The 26954-nt window shown below is 58.1% G+C and carries 25 protein-coding genes; 19 read left to right on the top strand and 6 right to left on the bottom strand.

What is annotated here, in order from left to right; translation table 11 throughout:
• Positions 1 to 21 precede the first annotated feature (21 nt).
• Positions 22 to 1035, top strand: coding sequence for a DNA polymerase III subunit delta (holA, locus tag D8M21_RS04220; RefSeq protein WP_238651018.1), 1014 nt, complete (start codon positions 22 to 24; stop codon positions 1033 to 1035).
• A gap of 78 nt (positions 1036 to 1113) precedes the next feature.
• On the opposite strand, the gene rpsT is transcribed toward holA, so the two are convergent.
• Entirely contained in the window at positions 1114 to 1377 is a 264-nt protein-coding gene (gene rpsT / locus D8M21_RS04215; RefSeq protein WP_048678366.1) for a 30S ribosomal protein S20, read from the bottom strand.
• Between the two features lie 213 nt (positions 1378 to 1590).
• Positions 1591 to 2118, bottom strand: a complete 528-nt coding sequence (locus D8M21_RS04210; RefSeq protein WP_048678365.1) for a type II toxin-antitoxin system PemK/MazF family toxin — start codon at positions 2116 to 2118, stop codon at positions 1591 to 1593.
• A gap of 102 nt (positions 2119 to 2220) precedes the next feature.
• Between D8M21_RS04210 and lepA the strand changes: the two genes are divergently transcribed.
• Positions 2221 to 4077: a translation elongation factor 4 gene (gene lepA, locus D8M21_RS04205; protein ID WP_048678363.1), complete on the top strand. Its 1857-nt coding sequence runs from the start codon at positions 2221 to 2223 to the stop codon at positions 4075 to 4077.
• Positions 4074 to 5300 (top strand): radical SAM family heme chaperone HemW, encoded by a 1227-nt coding sequence (gene hemW, locus D8M21_RS04200; protein ID WP_048678361.1) that lies wholly within the window; start codon positions 4074 to 4076, stop codon positions 5298 to 5300. Before lepA ends, hemW begins: the two co-directional genes overlap by 4 nt.
• A gap of 41 nt (positions 5301 to 5341) precedes the next feature.
• Here the strand turns inward: hemW and D8M21_RS04195 are convergent, their stop codons facing one another.
• Together D8M21_RS04195 and D8M21_RS04190 are read right to left on the bottom strand one after the other, a co-directional pair.
• Entirely contained in the window at positions 5342 to 5761 is a 420-nt protein-coding gene (locus D8M21_RS04195) for a DUF4870 domain-containing protein (RefSeq protein WP_048678655.1), read from the bottom strand.
• A gap of 146 nt (positions 5762 to 5907) precedes the next feature.
• A complete protein-coding gene (locus D8M21_RS04190; protein WP_048678358.1) occupies positions 5908 to 6777 on the bottom strand; it encodes a DUF3097 family protein in 870 nt (289 codons plus the stop codon).
• A gap of 197 nt (positions 6778 to 6974) precedes the next feature.
• Here D8M21_RS04190 and hrcA point away from each other — a divergent pair, with 197 nt between their 5' ends.
• From hrcA to D8M21_RS04175, 3 genes are all read left to right on the top strand, one after another.
• Positions 6975 to 7988 carry a heat-inducible transcriptional repressor HrcA gene (gene hrcA, locus D8M21_RS04185; protein WP_048678357.1) on the top strand — a complete coding sequence of 338 codons (1014 nt, stop codon included), beginning with the start codon at positions 6975 to 6977 and terminating at the stop codon, positions 7986 to 7988.
• Positions 7989 to 8058: 70 nt separating this feature from the next.
• On the top strand, positions 8059 to 9195 hold the full coding sequence (gene dnaJ / locus D8M21_RS04180) for a molecular chaperone DnaJ (protein ID WP_048678355.1): 1137 nt from the start codon (positions 8059 to 8061) through the stop codon (positions 9193 to 9195).
• 9 nt (positions 9196 to 9204) lie between these two features.
• Positions 9205 to 9957, top strand: coding sequence for a 16S rRNA (uracil(1498)-N(3))-methyltransferase (locus tag D8M21_RS04175; RefSeq protein ID WP_065424195.1), 753 nt, complete (start codon positions 9205 to 9207; stop codon positions 9955 to 9957).
• 5 nt (positions 9958 to 9962) lie between these two features.
• On the opposite strand, the gene D8M21_RS04170 is transcribed toward D8M21_RS04175, so the two are convergent.
• A complete protein-coding gene (locus tag D8M21_RS04170) occupies positions 9963 to 10883 on the bottom strand; it encodes a GerMN domain-containing protein (RefSeq protein ID WP_048678350.1) in 921 nt (306 codons plus the stop codon).
• A gap of 280 nt (positions 10884 to 11163) precedes the next feature.
• Here D8M21_RS04170 and D8M21_RS04165 point away from each other — a divergent pair, with 280 nt between their 5' ends.
• The 9 genes from D8M21_RS04165 (at position 11164) to D8M21_RS04125 (ending at position 21411) form a co-directional block, all read left to right on the top strand.
• Complete coding sequence (locus tag D8M21_RS04165; RefSeq protein ID WP_065424194.1) at positions 11164 to 12144, top strand: PhoH family protein; 981 nt, start codon at positions 11164 to 11166, stop codon at positions 12142 to 12144.
• Positions 12141 to 12674: an rRNA maturation RNase YbeY gene (gene ybeY / locus D8M21_RS04160; RefSeq protein WP_446720490.1), complete on the top strand. Its 534-nt coding sequence runs from the start codon at positions 12141 to 12143 to the stop codon at positions 12672 to 12674. The genes D8M21_RS04165 and ybeY overlap by 4 nt, the downstream gene beginning before the upstream one ends.
• A gap of 6 nt (positions 12675 to 12680) precedes the next feature.
• Positions 12681 to 13970 (top strand): hemolysin family protein, encoded by a 1290-nt coding sequence (locus tag D8M21_RS04155; RefSeq protein WP_048678347.1) that lies wholly within the window; start codon positions 12681 to 12683, stop codon positions 13968 to 13970.
• Positions 13971 to 15047, top strand: coding sequence for a GTPase Era (locus D8M21_RS04150; protein WP_048678345.1), 1077 nt, complete (start codon positions 13971 to 13973; stop codon positions 15045 to 15047).
• 108 nt (positions 15048 to 15155) lie between these two features.
• The gene (locus D8M21_RS04145) at positions 15156 to 16640 is read left to right on the top strand and encodes an LCP family protein (RefSeq protein ID WP_048678344.1); all 1485 of its coding nucleotides are present in this window, start codon (positions 15156 to 15158) and stop codon (positions 16638 to 16640) included.
• A gap of 241 nt (positions 16641 to 16881) precedes the next feature.
• On the top strand, positions 16882 to 18618 hold the full coding sequence (gene leuA, locus D8M21_RS04140; protein ID WP_048678341.1) for a 2-isopropylmalate synthase: 1737 nt from the start codon (positions 16882 to 16884) through the stop codon (positions 18616 to 18618).
• A gap of 98 nt (positions 18619 to 18716) precedes the next feature.
• Positions 18717 to 19472 (top strand): DNA repair protein RecO, encoded by a 756-nt coding sequence (gene recO / locus D8M21_RS04135; RefSeq protein ID WP_048678339.1) that lies wholly within the window; start codon positions 18717 to 18719, stop codon positions 19470 to 19472.
• Positions 19472 to 20248 (top strand): isoprenyl transferase, encoded by a 777-nt coding sequence (locus tag D8M21_RS04130; protein ID WP_048678338.1) that lies wholly within the window; start codon positions 19472 to 19474, stop codon positions 20246 to 20248. Before recO ends, D8M21_RS04130 begins: the two co-directional genes overlap by 1 nt.
• A 68-nt stretch (positions 20249 to 20316) precedes the next feature.
• The gene (locus tag D8M21_RS04125) at positions 20317 to 21411 is read left to right on the top strand and encodes a quinone-dependent dihydroorotate dehydrogenase (RefSeq protein ID WP_274542914.1); all 1095 of its coding nucleotides are present in this window, start codon (positions 20317 to 20319) and stop codon (positions 21409 to 21411) included.
• 83 nt (positions 21412 to 21494) lie between these two features.
• On the opposite strand, the gene D8M21_RS04120 is transcribed toward D8M21_RS04125, so the two are convergent.
• Positions 21495 to 22094, bottom strand: a complete 600-nt coding sequence (locus D8M21_RS04120; protein ID WP_053089920.1) for a DUF3043 domain-containing protein — start codon at positions 22092 to 22094, stop codon at positions 21495 to 21497.
• Between the two features lie 106 nt (positions 22095 to 22200).
• On the opposite strand from D8M21_RS04120, the gene D8M21_RS04115 reads away from it, so the two are divergent.
• The 4 genes from D8M21_RS04115 to ctaD all read left to right on the top strand — a co-directional run bounded on the left by D8M21_RS04115 (position 22201) and on the right by ctaD (position 26944).
• Complete coding sequence (locus tag D8M21_RS04115; protein WP_048678335.1) at positions 22201 to 23586, top strand: dipeptidase; 1386 nt, start codon at positions 22201 to 22203, stop codon at positions 23584 to 23586.
• Between the two features lie 130 nt (positions 23587 to 23716).
• Complete coding sequence (locus D8M21_RS04110; RefSeq protein ID WP_048678649.1) at positions 23717 to 24079, top strand: HesB/IscA family protein; 363 nt, start codon at positions 23717 to 23719, stop codon at positions 24077 to 24079.
• 293 nt (positions 24080 to 24372) lie between these two features.
• Entirely contained in the window at positions 24373 to 25230 is an 858-nt protein-coding gene (gene ctaC, locus D8M21_RS04105) for an aa3-type cytochrome oxidase subunit II (RefSeq protein WP_126855668.1), read from the top strand.
• Between the two features lie 10 nt (positions 25231 to 25240).
• Positions 25241 to 26944, top strand: a complete 1704-nt coding sequence (ctaD, locus tag D8M21_RS04100; protein ID WP_048678332.1) for an aa3-type cytochrome oxidase subunit I — start codon at positions 25241 to 25243, stop codon at positions 26942 to 26944.
• Positions 26945 to 26954 lie beyond the last annotated feature (10 nt).

The raw sequence follows: 26954 nt of genomic DNA, 5'->3' as shown, positions 1-26954 counted from the left end.
CATCGATGCAGGGAGATTGCAGTGCCTCCACGTTCACCTTCCAGGGCTCCTTCAGGGCCAACCTGGCGAGACATCGAACCGGCTCCGGTGATTCTGTTGAGCGGCTCCGAAGAGTTCTTCGCTGTGCAGGCTCGTCGACGAGTGGTGGAACGCGTACGTGAATCTGTGGGTGAGGCCGAAATTCATGATGTATCGGCCAAGGATTACACACCGGGCGCTCTGTCGATGGCCACGAGCCCCTCTCTCTTCGGTGATGCACGCGTCGTGGTGGTGCGGGATGTGGAACGGATGAGCGACGAATTCCTGACCGAAGCATTGCCATATGTGCAAAGCCCTGACCAAGAGTCCGTCGTCATCCTGCATCACGGGGGAGGAAACCGGGGAAAGCGCCTCCTCGACGCGATTAAAAAGGCCAAGCACCCTGTCGTCGAATGTAAACCGCTGAAAAACGACCGCGACAAAATGGATTTCGTTTATCAACTGTTTCGGTCGGAAGAGCGGCGCATCGAACCGGACGCGGCCAGAGTCCTTATCGCCGCCGCGGGCACGGACGTCGCCGAATTAGCCGCGGCGAGCCAACAACTGATGGCCGACGGTCCAGCGACGATCACCGACGCCGTCGTCGAAAAGTACTACGGCGGCCGTGTCGAAGTGACCGCGTTCAAGGTGGCTGATGCGGCGGTCAGCGGAAAGAGCGGCTTTGCTCTCAGGGCTCTTCGACAAGCTCTGGATTCGGGAGTGGATCCGGTGCCGCTCGTAGGCGCTCTGTCGATGAGGGTCCGGCACATTGCACAAGTCCATGGCCGGCGGGAGAACTCCTCAGCCTTGGCAAAGTCACTGGGGATGGCGCCCTGGCAAGTTGAGCAGGCGCAACGTGATTCGCGTCGGTTCTCCTCAGAGTCGCTGAGCCGGGTTATTCGAGGGCTCGCGACGGCGGATGCACAAGTTAAGGGGGAAGGCCACGATCCGGTCTACGCGCTGGAAAGGGCCGTTCTGACACTGTCGACTGCCGGTTCTCGGGGGAGAAACGGCTGATCGGATCGGTAGAACTAAAAGTCGAAGGGCCCTTCCCAAATGGGAAGGGCCCTTCGGCTCACGTTTTCCTGAGACAGACTAGGAAAGAGCGTTCACGCGCTGGCTCAAGCCCGACTTCTTGTTCGCAGCGTTGTTCTTGTGCAGAACACCCTTGCTCACAGCCTTGTCGAACTTCTTGCTAGCAACGGAGAGAGCCTGGACGGCCTCGTCCTTGTTGCCGGCGGCGACAGCGGTGTTCACCTTGCGAACGGCGGTGCGCAACTCCGACTTGTAGGCGTTGTTACGCAGGCGCGCCTTCTCGTTGGTGAGGATGCGCTTTTTCTGAGACTTGATATTAGCCACTTAAAAACTTTCTGTTTTGTCTAATAGGTCAGTGAGGGCAAACGAGCCGAATCTTGACTGAGCGGCGTGGGGATGCCTATGGCAATCCGGCCCGCAGTGCCCGATGACCATCGGACACACAGCTAACGAGTTTATCAGAGCCAAAGACATGGAGCCAGGGTAAACACACCATGAACCACGCCACTAGCGTGAGCCGAAGATGCCGGAGAGCACCTATCGCGACGAGTTGACCTCGGAGATGACCCGATCGAAGATTTCCCGGCTCACCGCGGCCCCTTCGCGCCGGACCTGTTGTCCATTGACTCGAATGATTCGATCAACCTTGACCTCAGAATCCCGGCCCTGCCTGTCCCACGGGCCGCTCCCTATATCAACGTATCTCTCGTCGCGGTGTCGACTGTTGTTGTGATCTTTGCTGGTGAGCATCAGCCCTAGAAGGTCCTCGCCGTCTCGGCCGACCAAGAGTACCGGTCGATCTTTGCCGCGCGAGTAGTCCTCCTCAAAAGGAACCCACGTCCAGACAATTTCACCCGGATCGGGACGACCGTCGGGCTTCGGCGAATAACTGGTATTGAGGCGACCGTGGTAATCACCTCGATACGAGGCGCCCCGAGCGTCGGTGTTGCGCGGGGCGCGAGACGAGGTGGGCGCCGACGACTCTTTCTGAAGCTGCCGGACCTGACGAAAAACGGATCGGCCCAAGCGAAAGATTCGGTTCACGGTGTTTCCATCGAGATTCATGGCCCCAGCATAGGGGACAACTTCGCTAACCACGGGAAAACATGGGAAACTAAGACATTGACCGGCACGAGCGTGCGACCCATCCACGAAAGGAAGGCCCCCGTGGCACCACAGGCGAGTCAGGGCCCTCGGCCCGCTGCAACGGATCCGACAATTCTGCGGAACTTTTGCATCATCGCCCACATTGATCACGGGAAATCCACGCTGGCCGACCGCATGCTGCAGGCGACCGGCGTCGTCACCCCGCGTGACATGAAGGCGCAATACCTCGATCGCATGGATATCGAACGCGAGCGCGGCATCACCATCAAATCTCAGGCCGTCCGTATGCCCTGGGAAGTGGACGGCACCGCATACGCACTGAACATGATTGACACGCCCGGTCACGTCGACTTCACGTATGAGGTATCCCGTTCCTTAGCCGCGTGTGAAGGCGCGTTGCTTCTTGTCGACGCCGCGCAGGGCATCGAGGCTCAGACCTTGGCCAACCTCTACCTGGCCATGGAAAACGACTTGGCCATCATTCCGGTGCTCAATAAGATCGATCTTCCGGCCGCTCAGCCCGAAAAATATGCACAAGAGATTGCCAACCTCATCGGCGGGGAACCAGAGGATGTCCTCAAAGTTTCCGGAAAGACCGGTGAAGGCGTCGAGGAGTTGCTTGACCGCATCGTTCGGGACTTGCCGGCACCGCAGGGAAATCCGGATGCTCCCGCACGGGCGATGATTTTCGATTCCGTCTACGACTCGTATCGCGGCGTCGTGACCTATATCCGCGTCGTCGACGGCAAACTTTCGCCACGTCAACGCATCGCTATGATGTCGACCGGCGCCGAGCACGAGCTCTTAGAGATCGGCGTGATTTCACCTGAGCCTCAACCCACAGATGGACTCGGCGTCGGCGAAGTAGGCTATCTGATCACCGGCGTTAAAGATGTTCGACTCTCCAGGGTGGGCGACACGGTTACCGACGGTCGCCACCCCGCCGAGGAATCGCTAGGTGGCTACGAAGACCCCAAACCCATGGTCTTTTCGGGACTCTTCCCGATCGACGGCTCGGACTACCCGGTACTGCGTGACGCGCTGGACAAACTCAAGCTCAACGACGCCGCGTTGGTCTATGAACCTGAAACATCCGCGGCCCTCGGCTTCGGATTCCGGTGTGGCTTCTTGGGAATGCTCCACTTGGAAATTATTCGTGAGCGCCTGGAACGTGAATTCAATCTGTCCCTGATTTCCACGGCTCCCAACGTCATCTACGACGTCGTCCAAGAAGACGGATCCTCGATGCGGGTGACGAGTCCCAGCGAATTCCCCGAGGGCAAGCTTCAGACGATCGAAGAGCCCATGGTGGCCATCACCATCATTGCTCCCAGCGAATTTGTGGGAGCCATCATGGAGCTATGTCAGTCGCGCCGCGGGCAAATCGGGGGAATGGACTACCTCTCGGAAGAACGTGTGGAGCTTCGATACCGACTTCCACTCGCCGAGATCGTGTTCGACTTCTTTGACCAGCTCAAGTCCCGCACCAGGGGGTATGCATCCCTGGATTGGAAGTTGGATGGGCAACAAGAATCGGATCTGGTCAAGGTGGATATATTGCTCCAGGGTGAGCGAGTCGATGCCTTCTCGGCGATTACCCATCGCGACAAAGCGTATTCCTACGGCGTAACCATGGCGGCAAAGCTCAAGGAACTGATTCCGAGGCAACAGTTCGAGGTGCCGATCCAGGCGGCCATTGGTTCGCGCATCATCGCCCGTGAAAATATTCGGGCCATCCGTAAAGACGTACTCTCGAAATGCTACGGCGGCGATATCTCGCGTAAGCGTAAGTTGCTCGAAAAGCAAAAGGAAGGCAAGAAGCGGATGAAGACCATCGGTCGGGTGGACGTGCCGCAGGAAGCCTTTGTCGCGGCGCTCAGCTCAGCGGATGAGGCCAAGGATAAGCCCAAAAAGTGAGCCCCGCTCAGCCCACTGGTGACCCGGCCCCGCGGGACGGGCGTCTGCCAGAATCCGTCCTGAAGAATGCCTCCGGGCGGACTTTCAGCCTGTATGTTCACGTTCCGTACTGCTCCATACGGTGTGGGTACTGTGACTTCAATACCTATGCCACGGATGATTTCGGCGATGGCGTCGGACGTCTCACCTACGCACAGGATGCCTTGCGGGAACTCGATATCGCTCGCTCCATCTTGGAAGCTTCAGGAGTTGCCCCAAGACTCATGCATTCGGTGTTCTTCGGTGGCGGTACCCCCACCCGTATTCCTACGGAAGACCTCGTTGCCATATTTCAACGAGCTCAGGAGGTATTTGGGCTGGAAGACGGCGCCGAAGTCACGACCGAAGCGAACCCAGACTCCGTAGAACTAGAGGATCTCCAAGCCCTCAAAGAGGCAGGTTTCACTCGTGTCTCTTTCGGAATGCAATCTGCCGTTCCGAGGATCTTGAGTATCTTGGACCGAACTCACGAACCATCGAATGTTCCAAAGGTCGTGGAATGGGCCAAACAGGTCGGCCTCGAGGTCTCGGTGGATCTGATATCCGGGGCGCCGGGCGAAACGCTGGAGGAGTGGCGTACATCCGTAGAAGCGGCCATTAGCTACCGTCCGGATCATATTTCTGCCTATTCGCTCATCGTGGAGCCAGGAACCAAGTTGGCATCGCAAATCGCTCGGGGTGTCTATTCTGAGGTCGACGACGACCAGCAGGCCGACATGTATCTCCTCGCGGACGAGCTCCTGCACACGGCAGGATACGAATGGTATGAGGTGTCTAACTGGTCACGGACGGACTCGACGAGGTCCCGGCACAATCTGGCCTATTGGAAGAACCAGGATTGGTGGGGGATCGGCCCAGGAGCGCACTCTCACGTCAATGGCGTGCGGTGGTGGAATATCAAACATCCCCTTCCGTACGCGCAGCGGGTCCGCCAAGGAGACTCGCCGGCGATAGCGAGGGAGATCCTCGATGCCGATACTCGCTACATGGAGACGATCATGCTCGCGGTGCGGATTCGCGAGGGGCTGGAAACTCATAAGGTCCGACCCGAAGGCCGAGACCAGACGCACTGGTTGGCGCAGCAAGGACTCCTCGAGCGGGAGGCTTTGGAGAGAGGCGTAATCAGGCTGACGCGTCAGGGCAGGCTCTTGGGCGACGCCGTTGTCCGGGATCTTCTCGTCTGATGGCGTCCTAGCCTGGGCCGCTAATCAGCCGTGGAGACGGCTCAGCGGGAGCGGCGTCGGGAAACCCAATCGAGGGCCCGAGTGTTCCACCGATATTGGTACGGGTTGCCGCGATTCACGTGAATTCCGGCGATGAGTGCGGAAACGGCAAGGTAAACCCAGACGATGGCTGCAATGAGCCCGAAGAGCCAGCCGATTCCGGGTACCACGGACAATGCCACGCACACCACGATGACGATCGACGGAACGAGAGTGAAGTTCAGTGCTTCGCGAGCTTCTTGGGCCGTAAATCGGCCACGAGCGCGAAGGGTCGCATAGATGATGGCCGACGGAACGCACCCGACGACCCCGCCGAAATGAGCCATGGTGGCCATCGAACGGTCGTCTTTAACGCTCAAGGGCTGCGGCGTCGCCGATACTCCCTCGAACGGTGGTTTCTGCTTGGTGCTCGTGGTCGTCAAAAACTCGCCTTTTCTGCCGAACCTGTCGTTCATTGCGTCACACAATACTTGTACCGATGATACCGGTGTTGAGGATGCTCCGGTACATGCTCATCGACACCATTCCATGTCCATCATCAACTTGCCAGCAACCAACGCCCGCTAAGTCACGAGGCGCTTGCCGGTGGCTCGGTCAGGAAATCGATAATGTGTTCTACCGGTCCGAGAATACCCGGATCGAGGTCTGAGTATGTGTTGACACTCGATAGTATCTTCTTCCAGGCGATCGCGCGTTGTGCGGGCGTGGAATGTGGCCAACCAATTCGCTGGAGAATCCCGGTTTTCCAATCTTCGCCACGGGGCACGGTCGGCCATACATCGAGTCCGACGGTTGCGGGTTTCACGGACTCCCAGACGTCTACGTACGGGTGCCCCACGAAGAGCACATTGCTGCGGGCGCCAGGCAGGCGCATTGCTTCTTCCGCAAGTTTGGACTCTTTGCTTCCGGGGACAAGGTGGTCCGCGAGGACGCCGAGCCGTCGTTGAGAGTTCGGTTGAAATTCGCGGATGTAATCGGCGACGTGGTCCAGTCCATGAAGGGGCTCGACCACAATGCCTTCGATGCGGAGGTCTTCACCCCAGACCTTCTCGATGAGTTCCGCGTCGTGGAGACCCTCGACGACCATGCGAGAGGCGCGCGCCGTTCGAGCCTTCGCTCCGTGAACGGCAACCGACCCCGAACGGGTTCGTTGAGGAGCGTTCTTCGTGGGAGCCTGAGGCACGGTGAGTTTGACGGGTTCTCCCTCATAAAGAAATCCATAGCCCATAGGAAATTCTCGGACGGCGCCATGTCGGTCTTCGAGGCCGACCACGCGTTCACCGCCGATGGCTCGCAACGTGACGGCCGCACCAACCCATCCGCTCTGGACTTCTTCGATGACCATGCCGCGACGTACCTCAAGGATCTGAGGCTCGACCGGACGATGACTGATGCGGCCATCGCTGATGTCCTGGGGACCCCATCCGTATCGATCCATCGGTGCTCCTCACGGCTGTCTTATGACGTTGGCCTCGTGGCCAGTGGACAATATATCGCGGCCGCTCGCCGAGAGCTGATCGTGCCTCGTATATTTTCCGTGATCGGTTCTCGAGCGTAGACTTAGCAGACGGACTGGCCAAGTGCCAGACCTGGCCGGCACATCCATGGTTGAAGCATCGAGGAGGGGACGCACCCGTGAATCAGCCGCGACGTCTCGAAGTTCTCAGCGCCATTGTTGAGGACTACGTGCATTCTCGTGAGCCGGTGGGTTCCAAAGCTCTCGTGGAACGGCATAACTTGGGTGTGTCGAGCGCGACGGTGCGTAACGACATGGCTGCGCTGGAAGAAGCGGGAATGGTCACCGCGCCCCATGCAAGCGCAGGCCGTATCCCTACGGATAAGGGATACCGCGCCTTCGTCGACCAAATTTCTTCCATCAAGCCTCTCTCTGCCGCTGAGCGACGAGCCATCGCGAGTTTCCTCGATTCGACCGATGAAGTCGATCGAATGATGGAGAAGTCAGTGCGGTTATTGTCGCAATTGACGCGTCAGGTCGCATTGGTCCAATACCCCACGAAGACGGGTGCGAAAGTCCGCCACCTCGAGTTCGTGACCATGGCCCCTCGAATAGTTTTGGTCGTTCTGATTACCCATAGGGGAGGAGTCAGCCAACGCGCCGTCGAAGTGCCTGACGACGTGCCCGAAGAATTCGTCGTTCGGTTGAGGGCTAAGTTCCTCGACAAGGTGTTGGATCGCTCCGTCGGTGACCTCGAACAGCCCTTGGTATCCGCGGTAGCGGAATCCGATCCGCTGTATCGTGAAACTTCGAGCCTGCTGGCGGCCACCGTCGCCATCCTGGGCCGCGGAGAACAAGAAGAACGACTCGTGATGGCTGGAACGTCCTACCTCGCGGAATCGACCGAAGACTTTACTCGAAGCATCGCCCCCATTCTCGACGTCTTGGAGGAGCAAGTGGTGATGTTGAGATTGTTATCGGAAATCGACAACGATGCCCGTGGGGTCTCGGTGCGAATTGGCCACGAGAATGCGGAGACCCCACTCTCCGATGCCTCGGTCGTGGCAACGGGCTACGGGCCCGACCTCGCATCGAAGCTCGGAGTCGTGGGACCCACACGCATGGATTATCCAGGCACCATGTCCGCCGTGAGGGCCGTGGCTCGATATCTCTCCCGAATTTTGCACGAGTAAAAACCCAGCAGCTTTACATCGTAGAAACGTGGAATCCACGCGGCATCTGGCCGCAGATTAAGGAACTTCAGTGAGCGATCATTACCAGACTCTCGGCGTTTCCAGAGACGCTAGCCCGGAAGAAATCAAGAAGGCCTACCGCAAGAAAGCACGGACCCTTCACCCGGACGTGAACCCCTCGCCTGAAGCGGCAGAGGAGTTCAAGCGCGTGTCACACGCCAATGATGTCCTCTCGGACCCGGAGAAACGCCGGATCTATGACGCGACCGGAAACGAAAACGGTACGAACACCGGTTTCGGTGGAGGGTTCCCGGGATCTGGTGGAGGTTTCGGTTTTTCCGATATTTTCGAGACTTTTTTCCAAGGCGCAGGTTCGCCTCGCGGCCCAGAAAGCAGGGTCCGTCAGGGCCAAGATGCCTTGATCAACGTTCGCGTATCTCTCCAGGATGCGGTCTTCGGCACCGAAAAGGAAATCACCGTGGACACTGCGGTGACGTGTTCGGTGTGCGCCGGCCACGGGACGGAAAAGGGAACCGAACCCGAAACCTGTACCGTATGCCACGGTCAGGGTCACATCCAGCGCCAGGTTCAGTCGATCCTGGGCAATGTCGTGACGACCGCAGAGTGCCCCAGCTGTAGGGGATTTGGCACCGTTATTAAGCATCCCTGCCAGGAGTGCTACGGCGAAGGACGCGTGCGCCAGCGCAAGCCCCTCACGCTCAAGATTCCGGCGGGCGTTTCCACAGGAACGCGTATCCGCTTGAGTGGCCAAGGCGAGGCCGGTACCGGTGGTGGCCCGAACGGGGACCTGTATGTCGAGATTCGTGTTGCTCCAGATGAAACCTTCACCCGTGAAGGCGATGACTTGCATGCCCGCATGACGGTCCCCATGACCGCCGCTGCTTTGGGCACGACCATTTCCCTGAATACCTTCGACGGACCTCAAGATGTGAGCGTCAAGGCAGGAACCCAAACGGGGCAGACTACAACCTTGCGTGATCTCGGTGTGAGCAAGCTTCGAGGTTCAGGGCGAGGAAACATCGTCGTACATTTCGAGGTAGAAACCCCGACCAAACTCAGCGAAGAGGAGCGGGATCTGCTCCGTCGTCTGGCGGAACTGCGTGGTGAAGAATCGCCGGTCGGTGAAACCGTCCAGAATTCCGGTCACGGATTCTTCTCGCGACTTCGCGACAAATTTCAAGACTAGGCGCATCACATGACACGCCCGGTTTTCTACGTTGACCCTGGTGACCTTGAAGGTCGCGCCCTCGGAGACTCCATGTCGTTGGGTGGCTCCGAGGGGCACCACGCCAAGAACGTCAAGAGGATCACGACGAATGAGTCGATCGACCTGGTCGACGGCCGCGGACATCGCGCCGTTTGCACCGTGACATCTGTGGAAGCGGATGGATTGAGGCTGACGCTTGCTTCGGAGGTGAACTCGGACCCCGCGTCGGGCATCGTCCTCGTGCAGGCTTTGGCCAAGGGCGACCGCGATCTGATGGCTGTCGAGATGGCGACCGAACTGGGTGCGTCGGCCATCGTGCCGTGGCAGGCAGAGCGGAGCATCGTCCGATGGAAGGGAGACCGGGCAGCTAAAGCCCATGCCAAGTGGGTCAAGACGGTGGAAGCGGCGGCCAAACAGGCGCGCCGCTCCTTAGTCCCCAGGGTCGAACCATTGCACAGCACGCGTCAGCTGACGAATATTCTGGGGCCGGGCGACTCGATGTTCATTCTTCATGAAGAGGCACAGGTCGCTCTAACAACCGTTACGGCCCGAGAGAACGATGACTCGGGAACTGTGTTCCTCGTGGTCGGGCCAGAGGGTGGCATTGGAGCGGACGAAGCGTCCATGCTCGAGGCCGCTGGCGGCCAATGCGTTCGACTCGGATCGGAAATTCTGCGGAGCTCGACCGCTGGCGCCGCAGCGATGTCGGTACTCCATGCGATCCGAGGTTCCTGGGATTAGACGCGCTATCGGCCTTTGACGGTGAACGTGTGGTCGTCAGTGATGCTGATGTCGTGACCCTTGACCGCGAAACTGGGATCCCTGAGGTCTTCGGTCCGGATATACATGCGAATGGTGTATTTCCCTGTGGGGAGTGACTTGCTGAACTGAATTTCCTGAAGCCCATCGTCCTGTTCGGAGAGATTCTCCTCGCCGGATGCCACCACGTCGTCGTTGGTTTTGATATCCCAATACACCTTGGACGCAATATTCGAAGCCACCATCTTGACGCTGAAGGTCGACGTGGTCTGTTCGTCTTGACTGGGATCAATGATCCACAGGGGAGCGGCTGCAGCCTTGTCTCGGGTCATCGGGCTTCCCAGCGTTTGCCCCCCAAAGGTGAACCCCCGTCGTCCGTCGACCAGAATGACCACCTTAGTATCGGGGCCCGCTTTGCCGATTCCGGCGACGGCGGCGGCAGCCGTTGCTGTATAGATCAACTGTTGGATGGCCATCCGAGCCTCGGTAGGCGTCGCCGTCATATTGAACATGTCGGGGGAGACGTCAACGGTCAGCGTTCCCGTCGCCGACATAGACGACCCAACGCGACTCGCGGGCTTCCACGCGGAGTGATAGTCGCCGTCTCGCGGATGAGTTTTTGACAGCATGGCAATGGTCGTGGACACGATGTCGCCGCTGGGCGCCGCATCCTCTGCCTGATAATTGCTGTATTCACGGAAGAGATACGAAGAATTCGACGTCTGGCCCACCCAATACAAGGGGACTTTCAAATCGCTGGGCGACGGCGCGGATGTCGGTTGTTGTGACTCTTGGGATTGGCTGGCCTTATTCGCGGCGTCGAGAACGCCGCATCCACTCAGGGAAGTGGCGATTGCGATCAGGATGACGACGGCCCCTGCCGTTGATCGCCGGCCTCGTCTCGCCATTGCTATCCCTCTCCACCTGAAACCGTCCGATCACGGATCTTTCAATTCTTCCCCGCACAGTCTACGTGGGCTTTCGTGCTCGTCGATCCCGAGGAGTCGGGAATTGGATGGAGACCAACAGATACTCGCGGTAGTCTGGAAAGAAGAGATGGGCTCGAGAAGTCTCGGATCCATATTTCGCACAGGAGAGGTTTTCCCACATTTGACCACCGCATCTACGCCGGGGCTATCGCGACCGTTATCCGTGTCTCGGACTTATTCATTCAAGAGCCGCGAGTCCATGGTTCAGGTTTTAGGCCCCCAGGATTCGTCCATCTTGGTGATTGAACGTGCGTTTTCGGACGTATCCTTTGGGCTCAAAGGCCTGGGTGTCTCGGTTTCCGGACCATCGGCGCAGGTAGATCTTGTAATCCGCTTGTTGGAAGAACTCGAGGTGCTCGCCGGACAAGACGTTCGCATCACAGCGGAAGTTGTCAAACGGCTGGTGGACCTCCTGGTGAAAAATATGGCCACGGCGAGCCCCACCATGTCGCAAAATATTTTGTCTTCCCGGGGACGAAAGATCCGCCCCAAAACTGTCAACCAGTCAGCCTACGTGGACGCTATTGACAGCAATACGGTGACCTTCGGCATCGGTCCCGCAGGAACGGGCAAAACATATCTGGCAATGGCCAAGGCCGTTCAGGCTTTGCAAGCCAAAGAAGTTACTCGGATTATTCTGACTCGCCCAGCCGTAGAGGCGGGGGAGAGTCTCGGATTCCTGCCCGGTAGCCTCAACGAGAAGATCGATCCATACTTACGGCCGCTTTACGACGCCTTGCACGACATGATGGATCCCGAATCGATCCCTCGACTCATGGAGGCCGGAACCATCGAGGTTGCTCCGCTGGCCTATATGCGCGGTCGAACTCTCAATGATGCCTTCGTCATTTTGGACGAGGCACAAAATACCACCGTAGAACAGATGAAGATGTTCCTGACTCGGTTGGGTTTTGGCTCGAAGATGGTCGTCACCGGTGACGTCACTCAGGTTGATTTACCGACCGGATCTACCTCAGGTTTGCGACAGGTTCAACGGATCCTTGACGGTGTGGAAGATATTCATTTTGCTCGGCTTCAGCCGGTGGACGTGGTGCGCCACCAACTGGTCAGCGATATCGTGACGGCGTATGGACGATGGGAAGAAGCCCAGCAGGTCGCGACGCAGCAACGCCACGACCGAAAAAACGCACCGACGGAAACCCGGAGTGATGGCGCATGAGCGACAGCACGAAAGATTCGGATGTGTCACTGCCGAATGTGACCATAGATGTCTCCTCGATGGAGGACCATTCGGACCAACCCGACCTTGATGAGGCCACAATCCAGAATCTCGCCTCGCTCGTCGCTTTCAGCTTCACTCAACTCAAGGTAAAGGCCTCCACCGAACTCGGCATCGCCCTGGTGAGCGAAGCCGAGATGGAGCGCTTGCACCTGGATTGGATGGAGCTTCCTGGGCCGACCGATGTGATGTCGTTTCCCATGGACGAATTGACTCCGGGAACTTCGGAGCAGTGGGCCGAAGGCGCGCTAGGTGACATTGCACTTTGCGCGAGTGTGGCCGCACGCCAGGCCCAGGCTGCGGGACACAGCCTCTCGGATGAACTGTGCTTGCTTACAGTTCACGGTATTTTGCACTGTCTTGGCTTTGACCACGGAACTCCCGAGGAAGAGGCCGAGATGTTTGGAATTCAGCGAAGCATCTTGGAAGAATTTCTCGGTCATCCTGCACCCGTCGAAACGAGGCAATAACACCGCATGATCACGGCCCTTCTCATTGTCGTGACCGTGGCTTTGCTGGCGGTCGCTTTTGTCTTGACCGCCACAGAGTCGGCGTTTACTTACCTTCCCCGGCACGAGGCGGAAAAAGCCTCTCAGGCTGAAAGCCGCGCGAGCCTGCGTCGTGTCTTGACCGACCCTCGTCCCTACATGCACGCTCTGCGGTTCGTGCGTATTCTGTGCGAATCGTTGGTCACGGTCACCCTGACCATCATGTTTTTGCGATTCATGCCGTGGATGTGGCTGGCCGCAGCTTGTGCCGTAGTGATCGCCACGGTTCTCGGTTTCGTCGTGATTGGGGTGACTCCTCGCCATGTCGGACGGGCGCACCCCCTCGCCGTCGTGACCAAGACGTCCGGACTCCTGCGATTCCTGACGGCGATTCTGGGCCCCGTTCCCCGACTCCTCATGCAAGGCGGTTCTGCGGTTTCTCCCGCGACGGAGGAAAATGCCGGCTTCTTCACAGAAGAGGAGCTCCGGGAATTTGTGGACCGGGCGAGTGGCAATGACGTCCTCGAAGACAACGAAGCGGCCATGTTGCACTCGATCTTCGACCTTGATGACACGCGGATCCGTTCGGTGATGGTTCCTCGGACCGACACCGTGACCTTTGATCTGGACGACACATTGGACAATGCGTTGAACCTTTTCCTCCGGTCGGGCTATTCCCGAATCCCGGTGATGGGCGAAGATTTCGACGACGTCCGGGGATTTCTCTACCTCAAGGATGTCGCCGAGGCCATGTTCAACACGTCTGCTACTCAGAATCAGCCCACTGTCACGTCGCTGTTGCGGCCCGCTCGTTTTGTGCCGGAGTCGCAAAAGGTTTCGGAGCTGCTACCCATCATGCAGCGTGAAGGAACCCATGTGGCCATCGTGGTCGACGAATACGGTGACACCGCAGGGTTGGTGACATTGGAAGACCTCATTGAGGAACTCGTGGGAGAAATCGTCGATGAATACGATGCCGCCGAACCCGAGGTAACGCCCGAAGGCGATGCATACAGAATCTCGGCTCGAACGAGCATCAGCGACCTCGGTGAACTCTTCGACATGGATCTTGAGGACGACGACGTCGAGTCCGTGGGAGGGCTCCTCGCAAAGGCGCTAGGACGGGTCCCGATCGTTGGGTCCAGCGCGGAGATCTACGGAATTGGTCTGAAGGCAGTTAAACTGGAGGGACGTCGAAATCGCGTGGGGACGATCCTCGTCTGGCGCGAGTCGGCTCCCAATCATAACGAGGCGCACACAGCCTCGGAGGAGCACTAAATGGAATTTGCCACGGTCCCCGAGGACTTTGTCGCGGGATTCGCGGTTTTGGTCGGTAGGCCCAACGCTGGAAAATCGACTTTAACCAATGCCCTGGTAGGCCGAAAAGTCGCGATTACGTCGAATCGTCCCCAGACCACACGACATACCATTCGTGGAATCGTTCACTCCAAACATTCCCAGTTGATTCTGATCGACACTCCCGGACTTCACCGTCCGCGGACACTTTTGGGTGAGCGCCTCAATGATCTTGTTGCGGAGACGCTCGCCGAAGTCGATGTGATCGGTTTTTGTATTCCCGCGGATGAAAAAATTGGCCCGGGGGATCGCTACATCGCATCGCAACTTGCAGCCGCTGGCAATAAGCCCATCGTCGCTATCGTGACCAAATCGGACAAAGTGACCCCGGACAAGCTCGCCGAGCAGCTTGTCGCCGTCTCCGAATTGGGCCATGAGGTCATGACGGCCGAACGCAAAGCCCGTCAAGAGCGATTAGAGCGTCGTGCGGCTAAGGGTGGCAAGGCACGCGCGAAAGGCCGTTCTGAATTGTTCTCGGGCGACACCCAACGCTCGGAGGCCAGTCGGGGCGACAACGACGGCGGCGGAGGCTGGGCCGACGTTATTCCCGTTTCCGCGGTCCAGGAGTTCCAGGTCGAACAGGTGGGAGAAGTCCTCAGCTCACACTTGCCCGAGTCCCCTCCGTTGTACCCAGATGGCGACCTTACGGATGAGCCCGAAGCCGTAATGGTTGGGGAACTCGTGCGTGAGGCCGCATTGGAAGGCGTCCGGGATGAACTTCCTCACTCCGTCGCTGTCACTGTCGAAGAAATGATGGATCGTGAGGACCGTCCAGAAGACGACCCCATGATTGATGTGCACGTGAACCTCTATGTAGAACGCGACTCTCAGAAGGCCATCATCATCGGCAAACGTGGCGCCAGATTGCGCGATATCGGGACCACGGCCCGCCAGGGCATTGAAGCACTTCTCGGGACCAAGGTGTATCTGAGCATCCATGTGAAGGTCGCTAAGGACTGGCAACGTGACCCTCGCGCCTTAAGGCGCTTGGGCTTCTGACCGGAAATGCAATAGTGCGCGCCGTGGACGGACATTTGTCCTCCCCGGCGTTGTCACGCATAGAATGAACGAAATTTTACGGTAGCCCACTTTCGAGAGGATCCATCTGTGACGCATGCGCCGGAAACGTCTGAAGACAGCCAGGCCACGTCTCTGACCCCCAGAGGGCGCCACTATCAAAACCGCGCCAGAAACTCCCGGCGGGGCATGTGGTTGGCTCTGTGTTGCGTTGGACTTCTCGTGGTCGTGCTGGGCGCCGGAGGTTTCGCGGCCATGAGGCTTCGGTCGAACGTGAGTACCGAAGCGCTGAACCTCGGCGACCAGATGAACGGCGGCTCCCAACTCGCCGACGGCCCCCTCGATATTTTGGTCATTGGCTCCGACACTCGGTCTGGAAATAACGCCAATTATGGGAGTGCGAGCGACGAGGAATCGGGTGCTCGCTCAGACGTCATGATGCTGATGCAGATCAGCGAAGACCACAAGAACGTCAACGTTCTTTCGTTCCCTCGGGACCTGATGGTCGATATTCCACAGTGCAAGGGCTCCGACGGAAAGGTTTATCCGGCCGAACAGGATACCCAGATCAACGAATCGCTGACCAACGGTGGACCCGGTTGCACGGTCGCGACGATCAATAAACTCACAGGCGTCAACGTCGATCACTTCATGCTGGTGGACTTCAACGCGGTAAAGCAGCTCAGCTCGGTGGTGGGCGGCGTCAACGTGTGCGTCAATAAGCCGATTAAGGATGAATATTCCGGACTTGACCTGCCCGCTGGGCACTCCGACGTCGAGGGCGAGCAAGCTCTGGCCTTCCTGCGTTCCCGCCATGGTTTTGGTGATGGCTCTGACACCAGCCGCATTCAGGCCCAGCAGGGCTTCCTCGCGTCCTTGATGCGGAAGGTGAAATCACAAGGAACGCTATCTAATCCGGGCAAGATGTACGGTATCGCGGAGGCTGTCACTCAGAACGTCACCGTGGATCAAGGATTTACTGATCCCGCGACCCTTGTGAGTGTCGGACGAATCTTGTCAGGCGTAGATCTGTCGAAGATTGTCTTCGCAACGGTTCCGACCGAGCCCTATACCTACGACCAGAACAAGTTGCAGCTCAGCGCGGACTCGGAACAGGTCTTCAAAACGTTGCAAAAAGATGGTTCCTTGGCCGACTCACAGGATGACAAGTCACCTCAGCCCGATCAGTCCTCGACGGCCTCGATCGACCGCACCGTTCCGGTGTCGATGTCGAATGCGTCGGGTAAACAGGGTCGCGCCCAGGACTTGAGTTCGAATGTCGAACACTTGGGATACAGCAACGTGACGTACCAGGAGCTTGCGGATTCTTCCGATAAGACGACCATTCAATACCCTGCCGGGTACCAGGACCAAGCCCAAGAACTTGCGAGCCACTTCGGTGTGGGGTCCACGGAGGTAGTTGAAACCGCGGGATTGTCCGGAATCAGTGTCACCGTTGGCAAAGATTTCACGTCGGGTGACACCGTGAAGAAGGACTCGTCGCAAAAGATCGTTGGGGGAGCGAACGGGCAGACGGCAGATCAGCAGACCTGTCAGCAGGCCTTCGAGTACTAATTCACGGGAACCATCGCAGAGGAGCTGCCGAGGCCCGGGTGTATCACGATGTGGACACCGGACGATTCGATGAATGTGAGTGCCGACACCGGTGGTAACTTGGCACTCGTGAAACTGACGCGGTCTAACCTCCTCCTTAGGTGCCGTAGCGAGGCTTCGATCATCGAGTAGGCCGACACCTCGCTGCGGAGGATTGTCGCGCCGGCCTCAGTCTTCATCACCTCAAGGGAGAACACCTACGATGACTTTTCCGCAGAAACCTTCTGGCATGCCGATTCACAAGTACCGGCCTTTCCAGGAGGAGATCAACGTACAGTTGCCGGACCGAACCTGGCCCGACAAGGTTATGTCTCACGCCCCTCGCTGGTGCGCCGTGGACCTTCGTGACGGCAACCAGGCTCTGGTTGATCCCATGGATACTGACCGAAAATTGGCCATGTTCAAATTGCTGGTCTCCATGGGATACAAGGAGATCGAGGTCGGTTTTCCGGCTGCTTCTCAAACCGATTTCAATTTCGTACGTACCCTCATTGAAGATCGCCTCATTCCGGACGACGTCACCATTCAGGTCTTGGTGCAATGCCGTGAACATCTGATCGAGCGCACGTACGAGGCCATCGAGGGTGCTCCTTCGGCCATTGTTCACTTCTACAATTCAACGTCCGTGTTGCAGCGTCGTGTGGTTTTCCATCAGGATCAGGATGGAATCATGGACATAGCGCTCAACGGTGCTCGCTTGTGTACAAAATACGAGGAGCAACTGAGTACGTCGGTGCCCATTACCTACGAATATTCGCCGGAGTCCTATACGGGCACCGAGGTCGAATATGCGGCCCGCGTGGCGAATGCCGTCACCCACGAGCTGGGTATTGGCGACGACCGTCAGGTCATCATCAACCTTCCGGCGACCGTCGAGATGGCCACCCCCAACGTATATGCTGACTCCATTGAATGGATGCACCGGCACCTGGACAACCGAGAGAACGTCATTCTGTCGCTTCATCCTCATAATGACCGAGGCACAGGGGTCGCGGCGGCGGAACTGGGGTACTTGGCCGGAGCCGATCGCATCGAAGGTTGCCTCTTCGGGAATGGGGAACGCACGGGCAACGTCGACCTGGTCACCTTGGGCCTGAATCTGCTGACTCAGGGAATTGATCCGCAGATTGACTTTTCCAATATCGATGAGATCCGTCAGACCGTCGAGTACAGCAATCAGATCAAAGTCCACGAACGTTCTCCATATGGCGGCGACCTGGTCTTTACCGCCTTTTCCGGTTCGCACCAGGACGCGATTAAAAAGGGCTTCGACGCTATGGCGGCCGACGCGAAGCAAGCCGGCAAGGATATCGACGAGATGGAATGGGCCGTGCCGTACTTGCCGATCGATCCGCAAGACCTGGGCCGAAACTATGAGGCTGTCATTCGGGTGAATTCGCAGTCAGGCAAGGGCGGCGTCGCCTATCTGCTGAAGCAGCAGAAAGGCCTGGATATGCCCAAGCGCGCTCAAGTTGAATTCTCGAAGGTCGTTCAAAACCGAACTGACAGCGAGGGCGGAGAGATCACGAGCGTGGCGTTGTGGGACATCTTCAAGGATGAGTACCTGCCTGCTCGTGAAGAGCGTGGAGAACCGCGCTGGGGTAAATTCCGTATTGCGAAGATGTCCACGGAAGCGACGGAAACGGGCGATACGACCTTGAGGCTCAAACTGGACGTCAACGGTCGTGAAATCGAGCGTTCAGGCGTGGGCAATGGCCCGATTGACGCGTTGACGCGCATCCTGGAGCATGAAGGCGTCGATGTCCGTGTGATGGACTACTCCGAACACGCGCTCTCGGCCGGCGAATCCGCTCAGGCCGCCAGCTACGTGGAAGTGGCGGTGAAGGACAGGGTCTTGTGGGGCGTCGGAATCGATGCAAACACGACTCGTGCCGGACTCAAGGCCCTGATTTCGGCGGTCAACCGAGCATTGCGCTGATCCTGACAGGCTTGGTCTGGTCCGCCTCGACGACGTCGTGCAGACGCCCCGAAGCGGACCAGGCCAAACGCCGTGGTCAAGCGTGAAATAATCATGAGGTGCCTACCACCACTGCAGCGTCTCGGAGCTACCGGGATACCCTCATCGTTCTCAGGACGTATCAGCTGGGGGAATCGGATCGAATCGTCGTGGGTCTATCGGCCCACCACGGACTGATTCGGGCAGTCGCCAAAGGCGTTCGGCGCAGTACATCGAAGCTGGGTGCTCGGCTCGAGCCCTTTATGATCAGCGATGTGTCCCTGGTTTACGGACGCAATTTGGATACCGTGACGCAAGCGGTCACCCGTAAGGCCTATGCGGCCCCCATCGTCGCCGACTATGTCGCCTACACACACGCGGTCGGCATCGCTGAGGTTGCCGAATACCTGGCACAGGCCGATGAAGAAACGGGACATCAGCTCTTCAATCTCACGGCGGGCGCTCTCTCTGCTTTGGCCCGATCGGCCCACGAGGTCTCCGATATCTTCAACTCCTTTCTGATTCGAGCCATGAAAATTGGTGGTTGGTATATCGAGACCGAGCGCTGTGTTCGATGTGGTTCCGAGGACGACCTCCGCGCGTGGAGCATGGCTGGAGGCGGGCTTGTTTGCGATTCATGTGCGCAAGCGGGCGACCGGCCCCTATCGGTTGCCGCAGTGGCCTACATTCAGTCGGTCGCTCGAGGAGATTGGGAATCCCTTGATTCCGTCCGGAACAGCGAGGTGGCCAACAAGGTCGGGGACCTCCTCCAACGTTATGTACAGTGGCACGTGGAACGGGAGTTCCGCTCGTTCGCGTTGCTCGAAAGGAATTGATGGTGGTTCTAGCGCCATATCCTCACCCGTCGGGGCAACAGGCTCCCGAGATCCCGCAGAAGTTCATTCCACAACATGTCGCCGTTGTCATGGACGGAAATGGCCGGTGGGCCAACGAGCGAGGCCTGCCCCGAAATGAAGGGCACAAAGCGGGTGAACGTGCACTGCTCGATGTCGTCGCCGGTGCCATTGAGATGGGAGTGCCGGTCGTCAGCGCGTACGCCTTTTCCACGGAAAACTGGAAACGTTCGCTCGACGAGGTCAGCTTCCTCATGCGATTCTGCGGCGACGTCCTGGAACGGCAGCTGGAAACCCTCAAGTCGTGGGGTGTGCGTATTCGGTGGGCCGGCCGACGGCCGAAATTGTGGAAGTCCGTCATCCGGCAACTAGAAATTTGCGAACGGGAGACGCAAGGAAACACCGTGTGCACGCTCGTGATGTGCGTGAATTATGGTGGGCGTGCCGAAATTGCCGATGCCGCCGCCAGAATCTCCAGTGATGCAGCGCAAGGGGTCATTAAACCGGGGCAGATATCGGAAAAGACCTTTGCCAAGTACCTGTATGCTCCGGAATTGCCCGACGTGGACATGTTCCTTCGGACCTCCGGGGAACAGCGATTCTCGAATTTCCTCTTGTGGCAAAGCGCGTACGCGGAAATGGTTTTCATGGATGTTCTCTGGCCCGACGTCGACCGCTTGGTGTTGTGGAAGGCGATTGAGGAATACGCGCGTCGTGATCGCCGGTATGGAGCGGCGGTCGATGCGGTTTCGGGCTAATCCCCGCGACGCAAAACCTCAAGTTTAGATAGATGGTTAAATCGTCAGGACGACGACCAGGAGTCAGGGTGCCCAGAATCTACCCCACTTTTTTCAAGATCGTTTTCTCCGGAATGGACGCCGAAAAGGCACATTCGTGGGGATTCACGGGAATCAAAGCCTTTCGGGCCTGGGGCCTCTCCAAGGTTCTACGCCGAGCTCTGGCCCCCGACCCTCGACTCAAGACCGAGGCTTTGGGAATGACCTTTCCGTCCCCGTTTGGGTTGGCCGCCGGCTTCGACAAAGGAGCTACCGGCGTCAATGCGTTAACCGACCTCGGATTCGGGCACGTGGAAGTCGGTACGGTCACGGGACAGGCTCAACCGGGGAATCCGCGGCCTCGACTCTTTCGCCTCATCGAGGATCGGGCCGTCATCAATCGAATGGGATTCAATAACGACGGTGCGGATTCCATAGGACCACGGCTCGCATCGGTTCACGCTGATCTCTGGCACGATCACCGTGACGGAACTCGTCCCGTCGTCGGGGTCAACATCGGCAAAACTAAAAAAGTCGCCCTCGACGACGCCGTTGAGGATTACCTCCACAGCGCCAGAACTCTCGCGCCGCAAGCCGACTATCTTGTGGTTAACGTCAGTTCGCCGAATACCCCCGGGCTCAGGGACCTTCAGCACATCGAATCCCTGCGACCATTGTTGACGGAGGTCGGGAAGGCCGCCGACGACGCCGCGCGCCGCCACGTACCCTTGCTCGTTAAGATTGCCCCGGACCTGACGGACGAGGAGATCGCTGCCATCGGAGACCTCGCCCTCGACGTGAATCTCGACGGAATCATTGCGACGAATACCACCATCGAGCGTCAGTCCTTAGGTCTTCGTTCTACTCCCGACGAAATTGCTCACTGTGGCGCAGGCGGTCTGTCCGGTGTCCCGTTGCGCGAACGGTCTCTCGCCGTTTTAAAAATGCTGCGACAACATGTCGGTTCAGAGATGACGATCATCTCTGTCGGAGGGGTGAGTACTGCGGAGGACGTTCAAGAACGGTTAGATCACGGTGCGAATCTAGTGCAGGGGTATACGGCCTTTCTCTACGAAGGGCCGTTCTGGGCCGCAAGAATCAATCGCGGACTGGCAAAGTTTCGACGCCGTCAGGGTCGACCCTGAGGGAAAGCGAGTAACGCAAAAGGCACGGATCGATTTCCTCTATGGAGGAATCGGTCCGTGCCTTTCTGTGATGTCGAGGGCCTCTAGGAAGGGAACTCGCCGCGTCTGACCATGGGCTTGGGCATGCGCAATTTCCTGATCATCATGACCCGGTTGAAGACGTACATGCCGGAGCCTGGCTCGGCGGAACCAAATTTCTCGACGACGACGCGCTTGAGTTTGCGCCACAAAATGAAAAAGTCCAATACCCAAATGGCGATGAAGATCCACATGACCCAAATCGTGTACTGCTGGATATGTAGCGGCATGAGGAGGCCGATGATGAATATCGCGAGCAGCACGATGATGAAATAATCACCGATATTGAATCGGGCATCGACATAGTCTCGAAGGAATCGGCGTTGAGGGCCACGGTCTTTGATCGGCAAGTAACGATCATCGCCTGTTCGCATGGCTTCGCTCTGACGCTGTCGCGCTTCTTGCGCGGCAAGGCGCTGCTTTTCCTTGGCAAGTTTTCGATCATCAGGGACCAACGGCCGTTTACGGGCCTGTTCACGTTCCTTGCGCGTGGGAGTTGGGCGGCCCTTTCCCTGTTGCGTATGCGCTTCGGCTTCAGTCATCGAAGGCGATGACTGATCCTCTGCGGCGTTGTCATGGGAGGTTTTCTTCTTGCTTCCGAACACTCCTTCAGGATACGTGAAACTCGTAGCTATTACCGTCAGTAGCTGGGGGAGTCCTAGAGTGGCTCTCACAACCTAGATCCCGGCACACCCTGGAAAGCGTGAATATATGCCTAATCCTCAAGTTGAAATTGAAGTCAAGAATTCCGTAGACAGCCGCTTCTCTTCGGCGCTGGAAACCCTGAAACGGCTCGTCGCCATTCCGTCGGTCGCGTGGGAGAGTCACGATCTGACGAAGGTACGAGAGAGCGCCGAAGCCGTCAAGGAACTCGCGCGAGAGGCAGGGTTCGACGAAGTCGAGATTTTGACGGCGCAGCAACCAGATGGTCGGGACGGCATGCCGGCGGTCGTCGCTCACAAGAAGCCGAGCCCTGGATATCCCACGGTCTTGCTGTACGCGCATCACGATGTGCAACCGGTGGGCGACGGTGCCGATTGGAACACGGATCCTTGGGCCGCCACGGAGATCGGGGACCGTCTGTACGGCCGTGGCGCCGCCGACGACAAGGCGGGTGTCATGACCCACCTGACGTCGGTTGCGGCAGTTCAAGAAGTTTGTGGTGACGACCTTGGCCTAGGCATTACTCTCTTCATCGAAGGTGAGGAAGAAGCAGGTTCTCCGAGCTTCAAGAACTTCCTGCAAACCTATCGTGACAAGCTTGAAGCGGATGCCATCGTCGTCGCTGATTCCTCGAATTGGCGGGCCGGCGTGCCCGCTCTGACCACGAGTTTGCGTGGTGTTATTTCGGGAACTATCACCGTCAGAACCTTGGATCACGCATTGCACTCAGGAATGTTTGGCGGTCCGGTCGTCGATGCCAATACAGCCATGGTGCGTCTACTGGCCTCCCTTCATGACGACAAAGGGTCGGTGGCCGTCGAGGGGCTTGTGCGGGGCGATGAGCCGAGCCTGACCTATGAGGAATCAGACTTTCGAAAGGATGCCGGTACGCTTCCCGAAGCGCCGTTGACGGGCGTCGGAAGTGTGGCCTCGCGACTGTGGCAACAGCCTGCCCTGTCGATCATCGGCATGGATGTCACTCCCGTGGATCAGTCATCCAATACGATGGCCGCCACCGCACGTGCCCGCGTGAGCCTTCGAGTTCCCCCGGGGCAAGATCCCGAGAAAGCTCACCGCCTCCTGTCGGAGCACGTGAGCAAGCATGCTCCGTGGGGAAGCGAGGTCGATTATGAAGCGGGGGAGGCGGGTCAGCCCTTCGAGGCCGACGTCACCAGCGAAGCCGCCGAAGCAGTCCTGGGTGCCATGCGCTCAGCGTGGTCCACAGAACCCGTGTTGATGGGAATGGGTGGGTCAATTCCCTTTGTCGCCTCGCTCGTCGAAACTTTTCCCCAGGCTTCCATCCTCATTACTGGCATCGAAGACCCGGATACCCGAGCGCATAGTGCCAATGAATCGTTGTATATCCCGGACTTCCAGCGAGCTATTGTCTCCGAAGCGTTGTTCTTGACCCATATGAATAAGAAGGGCCAATAGACCCTGCTTGCACCGTCACGTCGTTGATTCGGTCCCGCAAAGTCGTTGGAATACGACCGTCGAGTACGGCGTTACACTGAACTGAGACCAATGTCAGGGCTCCTCGAGGAGCAGAAAGGCCGGTGTGATGATGACTGTAGCCCCGGAAACCACCACGGAATTGCCTACTCATGGCGTGAACTTGACCGATGGTGCGGCCGAGAAAGTACGTGCTCTGCTGGAACAGGAAGGTCGCACCGATCTTCGTTTGCGAGTTGCCGTTCAGCCCGGCGGATGCTCTGGCCTGATCTATCAGCTCTATTTCGACGAGCGCGTTCTCGACGGCGATGCTGTCCGCGATTTCAATGGCGTAGAAGTGATCGTGGATCGCATGAGTACGCCGTATCTCGAGGGCTCAACCATCGATTTCGAAGACACGATCCAGAAGCAGGGCTTTTCGATTGATAACCCGAATGCCCAAGGCTCGTGCGCATGTGGAGACTCATTCCACTAAGTGACATAGATCGCGCTTGAGTGGCTCGTAATATGGCCCGGACCTTGGCAAAGCCTGAGAGTCCGGGCCATTTCCGTGTGGAGCGCACCAAATCAGGGCCTCAGGAGTCCACATCGCGCTCATGTCGCGGAACCGTTCAATGCATGAAACCGGGTACTGTGGTGACACAGTGTCAGCGGGAATCCGCAGGTGCGAGTAAGCTGGCTCTAAGATAGAGGTGACCGGCTCGTCCAGGATTTTCGCCTGGGCCACCGTTTTCATCACACGCACGCATAGAAGAGGAAGGGCAGTCTGTGAGTTCGCAGAACCGAACCGGTAGCAGCCGCGTTAAGGGCATCGTTGCCGTTGGCGCGACCGCCGCCGCCACGCTGCTGTTGACGGGTTGTTCGGAGACCGCCGAAAACGGCTTCTTGCCGACTAAGCGCGGTACGACGGACAACGTCGACACGATCATGGATCTTTGGATTGGCTCCTGGATCGCTGCTCTCGCGGTCGGCCTGGTCACTTGGGGCTTGATGCTCTGGTGCATCATCGCCTACCGTCGCCGCAAGGGCGAGACCGGCTACCCCCGCCAGCTTGGATACCACCTTCCGCTGGAAATCATGTACACGATCATCCCGATCATCCTGATTGTCAGCCTCTTCTCGTTCTCCGACCGTGCCGAGCGTTCCGTTGATGCACGGTGGGACCATCCGGGAGTCACCGTTGAGGTTTACGGCAAGCAATGGGCTTGGGACTTCAACTACCTGGATAGCAACACGTACACCTCGGGAACGCAGGGTCACCTCGATGGCAAGCCTGGCGTGGAGAATTCCCTTCCTACCCTTTACCTGCCGGAGAACACCGAAGTTGAGCTCCAGCTGAAGTCTCGCGATGTCAACCACTCGTTCTGGGTACCGGCCTTCTTGCAGAAGATCGACACAATCCCGGGACAGACCAACTACATGGACTTCAAGACCGGCGGGCCTGGCGACTACCAGGGTAAATGTGCCGAGCTCTGCGGTGAGTACCACTCGGAGATGCTTTTCAATGTGAAGGTTGTTTCCAAGTCCGACTACGACAAGCACTTGCAGGAACTCAAGGACCAGGGCAATAACGGACGCCTCGGTGATGAGTACAACCGCAATCCCACCAAGAACGAATCGAAGTAGGGGAGTACCGGTGTCTACACTCGAGTATTCAGCTGAAGAATCAACGGTTGCTCAACGTACCGTTCCTCGCTCGCGAGGCCGGATCATTGTCAGCTGGTTGACCTCGACCGACCACAAGACGATCGGGTACATGTACTTGATCGCCTCCATCACGTTCTTCCTGCTCGCTGGCATCATGGCGCTCGTCATGCGCTTGGAGTTGTTCCAGCCAGGAATGCAGATCCTTGAGACCAAGGATCAGTTCAACCAGCTCTTCACCATGCACGGCACGCTGATGTTGCTGATGTTCGGAACGCCGGTGTTCGTTGGGTTCGCCAACGTCATCGTTCCGCTTCAGCTGGGCGCGCCTGACGTGGCGTTCCCTCGCCTCAATGCGTTGGCGTTCTGGTTCTTCTTGTTTGGTTCACTCGTCGCTATCTCGGGCTTCATCACCCCGCAGGGCGCTGCATCGTTCGGTTGGTTCGCATACGCACCACTGAACTCGACGACGTACAGCCCCAGCGTGGGCGGTGACCTCTGGGTCTTCGGACTCGCCCTCCAGGGCTTCGGCACCATCATGGGCGGCGTCAACTTCATCACGACCATTCTGTGCATGCGCGCACCGGGTATGACGATGTGGCGTATGCCCGTCTTCACCTGGACCACCCTGATCACGGCAATTCTGCTGATCATGATCTTCCCGCCGCTGGCTGCAGCTCTGTTTGCCCTCGGTATGGATCGACGACTGGGTGGCCATATCTTTGACGCCGAAAATGGTGGCGCGATTCTCTGGCAACACCTCTTCTGGTTCTTCGGCCACCCAGAGGTGTATGTGCTGGCCCTTCCATTCTTCGGTGTGGTCTCGGAAATCATTCCCGTCTTTTCTCGCAAGCCGATCTTCGGTTATAAGGGACTGGTTTACGCGACGATTTCGATTGCTGCCCTGTCCGTGACGGTGTGGGCGCACCACATGTACGTGACCGGTGCCGTGATGCTTCCGTTCTTCTCGTTCATGACGATGATGATCGGCGTGCCCACGGGCGTGAAGTTCTTCAACTGGATTGGAACGATGTGGCAAGGGTCCATGACGTTTGAAACGCCTCTGCTGTGGGTGTTCGGCTTCTTGCTGACCTTCCTCTTCGGTGGCGTCACAGGCATCATCTTGGCTACGCCGCCGCTGGACTTCCATCTGTCCGATTCGTACTTCGTGGTCGCTCACTTCCATTACACGGTCTTCGGTACGGTCGTGTTCTGCATGTTCGGTGGCCTGTACTTCTGGTGGCCGAAGTTCACCGGCAAGATGCTCAATGAGCGTCTCGGGAAGATTCACTTCTGGTTGCTGTTCGTGGGCTTCCACGCCACGTTCCTCATCCAGCACTGGCTCGGTGTGGACGGTATGCCCCGTCGTTACGCGGACTACTTGCCGGAGGACGGCTTCACCTGGATGAACCAGTTCTCTACCATCGGCGCCATGATCCTCGCGCTGTCGATGTTGCCGTTCTTCTGGAACGTTTACATCACCACCCGAAATGGCAAGAAGGTTGAAGTGGACGATCCGTGGGGATTCGGTGGATCGCTGGAATGGGCAACGTCTTGCCCGCCCCCGCGCCACAACTTCACGGCTCTTCCGCGAATCCGCTCTGAGCGCCCTGCGTTGGACCTGCACCATCCGGAACTGTCCACGAACCACGACGTCGCCTCGGCTGCCCGCAAGGCCGCCACGGTGAATTCCTAGGAGGTCACAA

Source organism: Kocuria sp. HSID16901 (assembly GCF_003989425.1).
In the GTDB taxonomy this organism is placed as follows: domain Bacteria; phylum Actinomycetota; class Actinomycetes; order Actinomycetales; family Micrococcaceae; genus Rothia; species Rothia massiliensis.
Note: the sequence above shows the minus strand (reverse complement) of the source record. Positions and strands in the feature narration are given on the sequence as shown.